The 12,126-nt window shown below is 68.5% G+C and carries 9 protein-coding genes; 6 read left to right on the top strand and 3 right to left on the bottom strand.

Annotated features, from left to right (window positions below; genetic code table 11):
• Positions 1-40 precede the first annotated feature (40 nt).
• A complete protein-coding gene (locus ACZ5TV_RS09045) occupies positions 41-604 on the top strand; it encodes a HalX domain-containing protein (RefSeq protein ID WP_379782692.1) in 564 nt (187 codons plus the stop codon).
• 47 nt (positions 605-651) lie between these two features.
• Here ACZ5TV_RS09045 and ACZ5TV_RS09040 read toward each other — a convergent pair whose 3' ends face one another.
• Entirely contained in the window at positions 652-2,073 is a 1,422-nt protein-coding gene (locus ACZ5TV_RS09040) for a DHHA1 domain-containing protein (protein WP_464383723.1), read from the bottom strand.
• 171 nt (positions 2,074-2,244) lie between these two features.
• Here ACZ5TV_RS09040 and ACZ5TV_RS09035 point away from each other — a divergent pair, with 171 nt between their 5' ends.
• On the top strand, positions 2,245-3,603 hold the full coding sequence (locus ACZ5TV_RS09035) for an O-acetylhomoserine aminocarboxypropyltransferase/cysteine synthase family protein (protein WP_379783270.1): 1,359 nt from the start codon (positions 2,245-2,247) through the stop codon (positions 3,601-3,603).
• Positions 3,600-4,895: a homoserine O-acetyltransferase MetX gene (gene metX, locus ACZ5TV_RS09030; RefSeq protein WP_464383722.1), complete on the top strand. Its 1,296-nt coding sequence runs from the start codon at positions 3,600-3,602 to the stop codon at positions 4,893-4,895. Before ACZ5TV_RS09035 ends, metX begins: the two co-directional genes overlap by 4 nt.
• 429 nt (positions 4,896-5,324) lie before the next feature.
• On the opposite strand, the gene ACZ5TV_RS09025 is transcribed toward metX, so the two are convergent.
• Positions 5,325-5,762, bottom strand: coding sequence for a DUF5807 family protein (locus ACZ5TV_RS09025; protein ID WP_379782623.1), 438 nt, complete (start codon positions 5,760-5,762; stop codon positions 5,325-5,327).
• Positions 5,763-6,324: 562 nt separating this feature from the next.
• Between ACZ5TV_RS09025 and ACZ5TV_RS09020 the strand changes: the two genes are divergently transcribed.
• On the top strand, positions 6,325-8,826 hold the full coding sequence (locus tag ACZ5TV_RS09020; RefSeq protein WP_464383721.1) for a DEAD/DEAH box helicase: 2,502 nt from the start codon (positions 6,325-6,327) through the stop codon (positions 8,824-8,826).
• Positions 8,827-8,839: 13 nt separating this feature from the next.
• Here ACZ5TV_RS09020 and ACZ5TV_RS09015 read toward each other — a convergent pair whose 3' ends face one another.
• Positions 8,840-9,667, bottom strand: coding sequence for an MBL fold metallo-hydrolase (locus ACZ5TV_RS09015; RefSeq protein WP_379780979.1), 828 nt, complete (start codon positions 9,665-9,667; stop codon positions 8,840-8,842).
• A 118-nt stretch (positions 9,668-9,785) separates the two neighbouring features.
• On the opposite strand from ACZ5TV_RS09015, the gene ACZ5TV_RS09010 reads away from it, so the two are divergent.
• On the top strand, positions 9,786-10,841 hold the full coding sequence (locus ACZ5TV_RS09010) for a succinylglutamate desuccinylase/aspartoacylase family protein (RefSeq protein WP_379780981.1): 1,056 nt from the start codon (positions 9,786-9,788) through the stop codon (positions 10,839-10,841).
• Positions 10,842-10,963: 122 nt separating this feature from the next.
• Positions 10,964-12,109, top strand: a complete 1,146-nt coding sequence (locus tag ACZ5TV_RS09005) for an extracellular solute-binding protein (RefSeq protein WP_379780983.1) — start codon at positions 10,964-10,966, stop codon at positions 12,107-12,109.
• The last annotated feature ends 17 nt before the right edge of the window (positions 12,110-12,126 follow it).

Below are 12,126 nucleotides of genomic sequence, written 5' to 3'. Positions count from 1 at the left end.
GCGGAGGACCGTCTCTCGTGACCCGCGGCGGTGATGGTCGGTGAGCGGCACCTCGGTCCTCGTCGTCGAAGACGAGCCCGACATCGCGGCGCTGTACGCCGGGTTCCTCGAGGAGCGATACGACGTCACCGTGGCGGAGACGGCCGCCGAAGCCATCGAGATCGTCGACGGGAGCATCGACGCCGTCCTCCTAGATCGACGGCTCCCGGACGGCAGCGGCGACGACGTACTCGAACACATCCGCGAGAACGGGTTCGACTGTCGCGTCGCGATGGTGACGGCCGTCGAGCCCGACTTCGACATCATCGACATGGGGTTCGATCTGTACCTCACCAAGCCGGTGAGCCGGACGAACCTGCTCGACGCCCTCGAAACGCTGTTGACTCGAAACGAGTACGACGACCTGCTTCAGGAGGCCGCGTCGCTGGCGAGCAAGCGGGCGGTGCTCAAATCACAGAAACCGACCGCCCGGCTCGAAGGGAACGAGTCGTACACGGAGCTCGTCGACCGCCTCGAAGCGATCGACGCCGACATCGACGATATCGGCGAGTCGCTGTCGACGGACGACTACCGGGCGATGTTCCGCGACATCGGCGAAGTCTGAGCCGATACCGACGAACCCACCGGTGGGTCGGATCACGTAGCCACTACTCAGGACAGCTGATCGCCAACCAGCGCGTCCGCCGCAACGACGAACGCGTCGCGCTCGTCGACCGGGATCGTGGCCCCTGCGGCCACGTCGTGACCCCCGCCGTCCCCGCCGACGGAGCGGCTCGCCTCTCGCATCACCGCGGAGAGGTCGAGCCCCTGACGGACCAGCCGTCCGGTTCCACGCGCGGACACCTTCAGCTCCGTCGCGCTCTCCTCGGCGAAGGCGATCACGGGTTTCGACCGGTCGACCGCGGGCGACCCGGCCGCCATCCCGGCGACGATCCCGACGATCGTCTCCCGGATCCGCGAGCCGGCGTCGAACCACTGGAGGTGTTGTTCGTGAGTCACTCCCTCGGTTTTGACCCACTGAAGCCCCTCGGAGAGGTTCCGCCGGTGGTTCCGGAGTAGCGAGCGAGCCTCCGCGAGCGCGCCGTCCCGGTCGCCGAGACACACGGCTAACCCGACATCGGCGCGCTCGTAACGAGCAGTGGCGTTGAGCAGGGTCGAGAACTCGCTGACATCTCGGAGCTCGGTGCCCGGCTCTTCGTCGACGAGCGTGTAGGCGGTCCCGACGAGCGCCTCGATCCGCTCCGACGGGACGCCGGAGGCGACCGCCCGACGCATCAGTCCGGAGGCGATCGTCTGTCGCTCGTCGGTGTCGAGGTCGACCCACCGACGCCACTCCCCGTCGGTTTTCACGTCGACGTCGAGCTCCTGGAGGAACGCGATCGCGCCGGCCTCGTCGTTCGAGATACCGGGGATCCGGACGTCCGACGCGTACTCCAGCAGCTTCGGGAGGGGACGGGTCTGTCGGCCGTACAGGTCCAAGTCGGTGCGGGTCTCGAGCACTCCGGCATCGACGCCGTCCGCGACGATCCCCGCGTTCGCGCCGACGAGCCCGTCGCCACCGTCCTGCATGTCGCCGACGGCACCGACGACGGCGAGCGCCGCCAGATCGCGATTGTCGCCGTCCGGGCCCTCCAGGGCGCGGGCGAGGACGTAGCTCGCGCCGGCACCGGAGAGCTCGCTCGCGCCGTCGATCCCCTCCAACAGCGGGTTGAGATGGAACTCCGTGTCGGCGTCGGCGGGCTGGTGGTGGTCGGCGATAACGGGAACGAACTCCCCGCGCGACTCGTGGGTCGCGATGACGTCGAGCTGACCCGAGCCGAAGTCGGTGAACAGCACGACATCGTACTCCCGGGCGGCGATCCCCGCGATCGATTCGGCGTCGAGCTGCTTCTCGAAGACGACCTCGTGATCGATCCTGGCACGCGCGAGCGCCGCGGAGGCGACCGCGGCACTCGTCAGCCCGTCGGCGTCGATGTGGGACGCGAGGAGAACCCGGTCGGCCGATCGCAGGCGGTCGGCACAGGCACGGGCACGGTCGCCGAGGTCGGGCACGGGATGGTCGGCTACTGCCATTACCTCCCGTTCGGTCGCCATCGCCGATAAGCTCACGCACCGGCCGACGGCGGTCCGCCCGTCTCCGAACCGTCACCGACCGCCGGATCGACACCGACTCGTGTCCCACGGACCGGCAGCGCTTGCCGTAACTGACGGTTATAGAAGTTTGTAGATATATGCGTGATATACATGACACGTGGGTTCAACACCCGGAGTCTCCACGCCGGCGCCGCACCCGATCCGGAGACTGGGGCGCGCGCAACCCCGATCCATCAGACGACGTCGTACGTCTTCGACGACGCGGACACGGCGGCGGAGATGTACGCGCTCCGGGCGGAGGGCCACATCTACTCTCGACTCTCCAACCCGACCGTGAACGTTCTCGAAGACCGTCTCGCCGACCTCTCGGGCGGGTCGGGCGCGGTCGCGACGGGTTCGGGGATGGCCGCGTTCGACGCGATCACGACGGTGCTCGCGAGCGCGGGCGACAACGTCGTCGCCAGCGCGGAGATGTACGGCGGGACCGCCGCGTACCTCTCCGGTATCGCGAACCGTCGCGGGGTCGAGGCGCGGCTCGTGGAGACCACTGACTACGCGGCGTACGAGGCCGCGATCGACGACGACACGGCGTTCGTTCACGTGGAGACGATCGCCAATCCGTCGCTCGTCACGCCGGATCTCGAGCGGCTCGCCGAGATCGCCCACGACCACGCGGTCCCGCTGGTCGTCGACAACACGTTCGCGACGCCGTACCTCTGTCGGCCGTTCGAGCACGGCGCGGACGTCGTCTGGGAGTCGACGACGAAGTGGATCACCGGCAATGGCACCACGGTCGGCGGAGTCGTCGTCGACGGCGGGCAGTTCCCGTGGGACCATCCCGACGCCGACTACGACGAGCTCTCCGGGCAGTCGCCCGCGTTCCCGATCGATTTCGTCGAGCGGTTCGGCGACGCCGCGTTCGCCAACGTCGCCCGCCAGCGAGGGGTGCGACCGACGGGCGGCCAGCAGTCGCCCTTCGACGCCTGGCAGACGATACAGGGGCTCAACACGCTCCCGCTGCGGATGGATCGCCACTGCGAGAACGCCCGGACCGTCGCGGAGTTCCTCCGCGAGGACGACCGCGTCGGCTGGGTGACGTATCCCGGCTTCGAGGATCATCCGACTCACGGGAACGCGGCGGCGTATCTGGACGGTTACGGCGGGATGGTGACGTTCGGCGTCGCCGGCGGCTTCGAGGCGGCGAAGACGCTGTGTGAGAACGTCGACCTCGCCAGCTTCCTCGCGAACATCGGCGACGCGAAGACGCTCGTCGTCCACCCGGCCTCGACGACGCACGCGCAGATGGACGAGACGGAGCAGCGACGCGCCGGCGTCTACCCGGAAATGCTTCGGCTCTCCGTCGGGATCGAGTCGGTCGACGACGTGATCGAGGACCTCGACCGAGGGTTGGACGCCGGGCTGCGTGCCGCCGAGGCGGACGGTGGGGACGGAGGAGCCGTCCCAGACGAGGCGGACAGCGGAGCTGGACCCGGAGGTGCCGACCGATGAGCGCGGTTCCGACCGACGCCGGAGTCGCGGCTCTCGGGGAGTTCACGTTCGAGTGTGGGCAGTCGATCCCCGACCTCCGGATGGCGTACGAGACGTACGGCGAGTTCGACGGAGACAACGTCGTTCTCGTCTGTCACGCGCTCACCGGGAGCCAGAACGTCGCACGGACGCCCGAGAGCGACGCCGACGCGGGGCAGGCGGGACAGGCCCGGGCGTGGTGGGACGACGTGGTCGGCCCGGGGAAGGCGATCGACACGACGGAGTACTACGTCGTGTGCGCGAACGTCCCCGGCTCCTGTTACGGCTCGTCGGGACCGGCGAGCGAGCGCCCGCCGGACATCGACCTGCCGGCCGACGAGGAGCCCGACCACGACCGGTGGGGGACGGCATTCCCGCCGGTACAGGTCGAAGACTGGACGCGCGCACAGCGCCGGCTGCTCGACCACCTCGGCGTGGGGCGGCTTCGCGCGGTCGTCGGCGGCAGCGTCGGGGGGATGAACGTCTTGGAGTGGGCGAAACGCTACCCCGACGACGTCGACCGGGTCGTGCCGATCGCGGCCGCGGCCCGCTTGGACGCGCAGTGTCTCGCGCTGGAGGCGATCGCGCGGCGGGCGATCCGCTCGGACCCGAACTGGCACGGCGGCGACTACTACGACGCAAACCGAGCGAGCCCGGACACGGGACTGGCGCTGGCGCGGCAGATCGGCCACGTGATGTACCTCTCGAAGGCGTCGATGGAGCGGAAGTTCGGCCGGCGCTCCGCCGGACGCGACTCGCTGAGCCGGGACGACGGCGACCTCGGTCTGTCCGCCGACCCTGCCGCCGCGTTCTTCCCGTACCGCGAGGTGGAGTCGTACCTCGACTACCAGGCCGAGGGGTTCGCCGACCGGTTCGACGCGAACAGCTACCTCTACCTCACCCGGGCGATGGACGAGTACGACCTCGCCGCAGGATACGGCTCTGACGCCGACGCCCTCGCCGCGTTCGAGGGCGAGGCGCTCGTGATGAGCTTCACCGGCGACTGGCATTTCACCGTCGAGCAGGCCGCCTCGGTTGCGGGAGCCTTCCGCGAGCGCGACACCCCCGTCGCCCATCACGTGATCGACTCCGACCACGGCCACGACGCGTTCCTCGTCGAACCCGAACACGTCGGCCCGCCGCTCCGCGATTTCCTCGCCGACGGGGTCGAGGGACGCGCCGTCGACGACGAGGGGCCGGACGGCTCCCCGCGCGAGGACGCCGACCACGAGCCGAACCACGCCCCCGTCCACTCCAGCCTATTTAAGGGGTAGCGGCAGGGAGTCGAGTGAATCATCCGAACCTCGGCCGGCCTAGTAACGGCGACGGCGATTTCGACGGGGGGTGGCGGGAACCTCAACGGGGCGACCGCGGGGACCTCGACCGGGCGGTGGCGCGCCGGTTCGCGGCTTTATAAGGCGTGAACCGCCCGCGAGGTCGTCGGGCGAAGCCCGACTGCCAGAGGCGCGTAGCGCCTCACTGTCGCCGTCGCTACGCGCCCGCTGCTAGCGGAACCGCCGGTTCCTCGCTGGGGCCCGGCACAGCGTTTATAAACGCCGTTCCGGCGAAGCTGGGGCTTCGGGAGTAGTCACCGCACTGGCACCAGTTTATAAGTAAACGGAAGAACGCGTCACACTCCGCGGTACGTCGGGTGTGGCTCTCTGCTCGACTGCCGCCGCGGTCATTGAGTCCGTATATACGGATCAGGCGCGCTCGCCGACGACCCACTTGTGCGAGTAGCTGCCACCGCAGGTGCAGTGGGCGTACGCGTGGACGACATCGCCCTCGGCGTAGAGGCCGCCGACCTCCTCGTTTTGCGCCTCGGCAAACGCGAACACGAACCGGACGCGATGCGTCTCGTCGGGGGAGTCGTCCGCGAACGGACAGTCGCCGCCGTCGAGCGAGCGCGCGATCGTCCCCTCGGACCCCATCGCCTCCTTGGCGAACTCCATCGCGCCCATCCCGGTCCCGGCCTGGAACGCCGAGCGGCCCGTCTCCCCGTCGAGGATCAGCCGCACGCCGGCGTCCGTCTCGGTGCCGACCTTCCGGAGCCGGGAGTCGTCGTCGAGGTAGTCGTCGCTCAGGTAGAACACGACGTCGTCGAGGCGGTCGCCGGCGAGGAACTCGTCCAGCTTGCTCATGCCGGCGGGACGCACGTGAGCCGTAAAAGGAACGCGTGTCGTCGGCGCGTGTTGTCGGCACGGCCGAGGACGGAGGGAGGCCGTAGAGCGACGAGAACGACACGAACGAGGTCGCATGCGGTGTGAGCCGAGCGATTGACGGCGTGATAGAATCGGAGTAACAATTATTACCTATCCCGGAGATCAGCCGTGTGATGAGCGCACGTACACCATCCGGAGACCGGCTCGTAGAGTGGGCCGAGTTGGTTGACGAGGACGTGCCCGACGATCTCGGTCGTGACGGTCGTGACGGTCACGACGCACGCGGCGGGTGACGGCCACGACGCACGCGGCGGGTGACGGCCACGACGCACGCGGCGGGTGACGGCCGATAACTGACGACCGGTATCGGTCGTTCACGCGATGCCGGTCGGGATGAGGGCCACCCGGCCGGCGCGATCGACCCCCGAACAGTCGGTTCTCGCACGTATAACCGCCCATTCAGTCCGCGTCAGGTCACCATCCGTACCACTTTCACCCCGCTTCACGAAGCCTTTAGGCCGACGACGGCGAATCCCCGCCGATGGCGACCGAGGTCACTGGGATCAACCACCCGTTGCTCGTCGACGACTTCCTCCAGTCCCGCCGCTACCAGCTACAGCTCGCGGACGCCGCGATCGACGACCACACCCTGGTGTGCCTCCCGACCGGCCTCGGCAAGACGACGGTGAGCCTGCTCGTCACCGCGAGACGGCTCCACGAGGCCGGCGGAACCGCGCTGTTTCTGGCCCCGACGAAACCGCTCGTCCAGCAGCACGCGGAGTTCTACCGCGAGGCGATGACGATCCCGGACGACGAGATCGTCGTGTTCACCGGCGACGTGAAACCCGACGACCGCGCGGCCGTCTTCGGGGACGCGCGGATCGTGATCGCGACCCCACAAGTCGTCGAGAACGACCTCGTTGGCAACCGTATCTCCCTGCGCGAGGTCACGCACCTCACCTTCGACGAGTGTCACCGCGCGACCGGCGACTACGCCTACGTGTACATCGCGGAGCGCTACCACGCCGACGCCGCCGACCCGCTCGTGACCGGAATGTCTGCGTCGCCCGGCGGCGACACCGAGGAGATCGAGACGGTGTGTGAGAACCTCGGGATCCGCAACGTCGAGGTGATGACCGAGGACGACGCCGACGTCGACGAGTACACCCACGATACGGACGTTCGCTGGGAGCAGGTCACCCTGCCCGACGAGGTGCTCGCGATCCGCGACGCGCTCAACGAGGTGATCACCGACCGACTGGAGAAGCTCAAACAGCTCGGCGTGACGAACACGACGAACCCCGACCTCTCCCAGCGCGACCTCAACGAGATGCGCGGCAAGCTGAAGCGGATGATGGACAACGACCAGTCGGACGGCTACAAGGGGATGAGCACCCACGCGGAGGTGATGAAGCTCCGCCGCGCGACCGAGCTCGTCGAGACCCAGTCGGTCGAGTCCGTCCGGCGATACTTCGAGCGACAGCGCGAGGCGGCCCGATCGTCGGGGGCGTCGAAGGCGAGCCAGCGGATGATCGCGGACCCCAAGGTTCGCGAGGCGATGCGGAAGGCGGAGTCGTTCGACGGGCTCCACCCCAAGTTCTCGCAGGCCCGGATCCTGCTCGCGGAGACGCTCGGGATCAACGAGGGGGAACGGGCGATCCTCTTCACGGAGTCGCGGGACACCGCGGAGGCGTTGGTCGAGTTCCTCGAGACGAGCTTCGACGTCCGGAAGTTCGTCGGGCAGGGCGACAAGGAGGGCTCCGACGGGATGAGCCAGAAACAGCAGCAGGAGCGCTTACAGGCGTTCAAGAACGGCGAGTTCGAGGTGCTCGTTTCGACGAGCGTCGCCGAGGAGGGGTTAGACGTCCCAGAGGTGGACCTCGTCTGTTTCTACGAGCCGGTTCCGACCGCGATCCGCTCGATCCAGCGGAAGGGTCGGACCGGCCGACAGGCCGAGGGACAGGTCGTCGTGCTCATGGCCGAGGACACCCGCGACGAGGCGTTCTTCTGGATCTCGCGGCGTCGCGAGAAGAAGATGGAACAGGAGCTGTCCGCGCTCAAGAGCGCGACCGACGACATCGAAGCGTCGGTGACGGGCGGGGGGCAGTCCGATCTCGGCGCGTTCGCGGGCGGAGACGGAACGGACGGGGGCACACCCACCTCGGACGGCAACGACGAGGGGACGACCGGAGACGCGGCCGACGACGACGCGACCGACGCGGGACTGACGGACTTCGCGGCGGAGGCGGGCGCGAGCGACGACGAGGGAACGGAGGGCGACGGTGCCGCGAGCGCGGCGGCCGGGGACGACGACGAGAGCGATTCCGCCGAGGAGACCGCGACGGACGCCGACGAGGCGAGCGACGGTGTCGTCGCGACCGCGGGCGTCGAAGACGGGGTCGAGGTCGTGGTCGACCAGCGCGAGCTCGACTCCTCGATCGCCAAGTCGCTCTCGACGCGCGAGGGGCTGGTCACCCGGCTCGAAACCCTCGCGGTCGGCGACTACGTGCTCTCGGACCGGGTCGCCGTCGAGCGGAAGTCGGCCGCCGACTTCGTCGACTCGATGCTCGACGCCGACCGATCGCTGTTCCAGCAGGTCGGCGAGCTGTCGCGGGCGTACGCACGACCCGTCCTGATCGTCGAAGGGACGAACCTCTACGGACAGCGGGACATCGACCCGAACGCGATCCGTGGTGCGCTCGCGTCACTCGCGGTCGATTTCGGGATCAGCGTCCTCCGAACGGAGGGCGAGACGGACACGACCGAGCTGCTGGCGACGATCGCGCGCCGCGAGCAGGAGACGCGCGACCGCGAGGTGAGCGTCCACGGCGAGAAGACGACGAAGACCCGCGCGGAACAACAGGAGTACGTCGTCTCCTCCATCGCCGACATCGGCCCCATCACCGCTCGGAGCCTGTTGGAACACTTCGGCAGCGTGGAGGCCGTGATGACCGCCGAAAAAACGGATCTACTGGAGGTCGACGGCGTCGGGTCGGTGACGGCCGAGCGGATCCGGGAAGTGGTGGGGAGCGAGTACGAGTGATGGCATCACCCGGTCACAGCTCGTAGACTTCCCCGTCGACCGCCAGCGGCTCCGCGAACGCCTCGTCGGGCGGGTAGTAGTGTGCGAGGTGGACGAGCCGCGTCCGATCGGCGCGTAGCTCGTCGGCGAGCGCGAGCGCCCCCTCTCGAGTCATGTGTTTCGACCCGAACGTGCGGGGGATCCCGTCCGGCCCCTCGTGGCGCCCGCCGATCGGGTGGTACTCGCAGAGCGAGGCGGGGACGATGGCGTCGGCGAGGAGGAGGTCGGGGTCCGCGAGCGTCTCCCGCGATCGGTCGGGGATGTCGTAGCTCGTATCGCCGGTGAGCGAGAGCTTCGCGCCCGTTTCCGGGTCCTCGACGACGAGCCCGAAACAGAGCAGCGGCGGGTGATCGACGGGGACGAATCGGAGCTCGAACCCACAGGACTCGAACGGCTCGAACGGGTCCCGGGCGTGGACGCCGATCCGGTCCTCCAAGTAGTCGTACTTGTCGCGGATCGTCTCGGCGACGCTCTCGTCGGTGGCCGGGTCGGTTTCGCTCGGCGCGTGGACGGGGAGGCCGTCCACCAGCCGGTAGACGTTGCCGAGGCCGTCGAGGTGATCGAAGTGGATGTGTGTCACGACACCGGCGTCGGGGAGCGGGACGTCGTTCGCGAGGAACTGGCTCCGGAAGTCCGGGCTGAAATCGACGAGCAGCGAGTCGCCCGTGCGCTCGTTGGCGACGTGGACCGAAAAGCGCGAGCGTGACACGCCGCGGTCGCGCGCCTCGATACACGTCGCACAGTCGCAACCGACGGTCGGCGTTCCAGTCGTATCGCCGGTTCCCAGCAGGGTGACCCGCATTCTCGCCCGGAGCTTCGTCGGCCACCGACTTAGCGTCCGTGATCGGGAGCGGACGGCTCGACCACCGAGCGGCCGGATCACCCCGAGGTATAACGTCGTTCGGGACCGAAACGGCGGTATGCACGACAGTCGCGACCTCGTCCTCGCGCGGCTCCCGTCAGGCGTTCCGATCCGCACGACCGTCCACGTGTACGGGGAGGGGCATCTCGTCGACGACCCTGGATCCGGCCCCCGGCTGGTGACTCCGGACGACGGTGGCCCCGTGGTGTACGCGCAGGCCGCCCAACACGGGCGAGAGGTGAACGGTACAGCGGTCCTCCGACGGCTCCACGATCGACACATGGACGCGGACGACGATCCCGGCGGCTCGGACGCGCTTGACGACCTCGCCGGCACGCTCGTGACCGTCCCCGTCGCCGACCCGCTCACCTTCGATCACGTCTCGTACACGACGCCGGAGGCGCTGGACTCGGTGCACTCGAACATGAACCGTTGTTGGCCCGGCGATCCCGAGGGCACCCTCCACGAGCGGATGGCCGCGCGACTCTGGTCGTTCGTGAGCGACGCCGACGCCGTCGTCGACCTCCACACCGGGTCGCCGTCGATGCTCACGCACACGGTCTATATGCGCGGTGACGAGGAGTGTCGGCGGCTCGCGGAAGCGTTCGGCACGAACCTGTTGCTCGCCGAATCGGCCGGCGACGATGCGGACACGGAGTGGGCCGAGCGCGGGTTCGCGGGCAAGCTCCGGGTCGCGGCCACCCGGGAGGGGATCCCGACGATCACGCCGGAGCTCGCGCACAGCCGTGAGATCGTCGAGTCGGCGGTCGAGGCCGGCGTCGACGGGATGATCGGGGTTCTACGTTCGGAGGGGCTCCTCGCCGGCGACCCCGAACCGTGGGACGGAACCGTCGCCCGCAACCACCTCGGCCGCGTAACCGCCGCGGACTCGGGGCTGTTCCGACCGCGACCGGACCTCGATATCGGAGACGAGGTCGCGGACGGCGACCGGCTCGGCGAGGTGTACGACCCGACGACGTTCGAGACGCTCCAGACCGCCGTGGCCGACCGCGACGGGATCGTCTACTCGGTCGCGCGCGAGTCGACGGTTACCGCGGGGTCGACACTCGTCGGCGTGGCCGAACGGCTCGAGGACGCGAGTACCGACGCGTAGCCGGCGATCGATGCCGACCCGACACGAAACGTATTTATTTCGGCTTCGACGAGCCGTGAGTACGTCTTTTTGGCCAGCCTAAATCGGAATGCTTATTTGTTTTAGGTCGGCCTAAAACAAATATGGCACACGACTCCCGCGGTCGCAACGCTGCCTCGATCACGGACCGTCGGTCGTTCCTCGGAAGCCTCGGTGCGGCCGGCACGCTCGCGCTCGCCGGCTGTGCCGGCTTCGGAGGTGGGGACGGCGACCCATTCGACGACTACGGTCCGCAGGGTGCCGCGCTCGAACCATCCGCCGTCTCGTGGGACGACCTCGGTGACCTCGAGGGCGAGCTCACGGTGTACTCCGGACGTACCAGAGACCAGATCGACCCGCTGTTCGCCGCCATCGAGGAGCGGTACGACGAGTTCACCATCGACAGCGATTTCGACGACAACTCCACCCAGCTCAACAAGATCAACGAGGAGACCGCCGACACCCGCCCCGACGTGTTCTACACTCAGTCGTCCGGCGCGCTCGCCGCGCTCAAACAGGACGGCCTCGTCCGGACGCTGCCGGAGGACGTGATCGACGCCGTCGACGACAACTACAGCGACCCCGACGGGACGTGGACCGGTGCCTCCGGTCGTGTGCGAGCGATCCTGTACAACACGGAGCTGTGGGAGGGCGGCGCGGACGCCCTACCGGACGATATCTTCGCGTACGCCGAGGACGACCGGTTCGAGGGGATCATCTCCACCCGTCCGAACTCCGGGACGTTCCGGTCGTTCATCGTCGCCATGATCGAGATGGAAGGCGAGCAGGCGACCCGCGAGTGGGTCCGCTCGATGGTGGAAGACCAAGACGCGACGCTGTACTCCAGCGGCTCGCAGCAGGCCGAGGAGGTGGCGGCCGGAAACCAGGCGGTCGCGCTCGGCAATCAGTACTACGCCGGTCGGATAGTGGAGAACGATCCCGACTCCCCGCTCGACGTGGCGTTTACCTCCGGCGACGCCGGGTGTCTGTTCAACGTCTCGGGGGTCGGGATCCTCGAGGACGCCGACAAGCCGAACCTCGCGGCGGAGTTCACCCGGCACGTCCTCGCGGCCGAGGGACAGGAGTTCTTCGTGGAGACGAACGGGGAGTATCCCGTCCTCGACGGCGTCGAGTACGTCGGCGACCTCCCGACGCTCGCGGAGATCAACCCGCCAGAGTTCGACCTGAACGCCCTCGCGAACGTCGAGCAGGCGGTCGACCTGCTCCGCGAGGAAGGGATGACGGTGTAAACTACCCCATTCGACTC

Source organism: Halorubrum tibetense, from assembly GCF_055396225.1.
The sequence above is the reverse complement of the archived record's forward strand: the minus strand, read 5'-3'. Positions and strand labels throughout refer to the sequence as shown.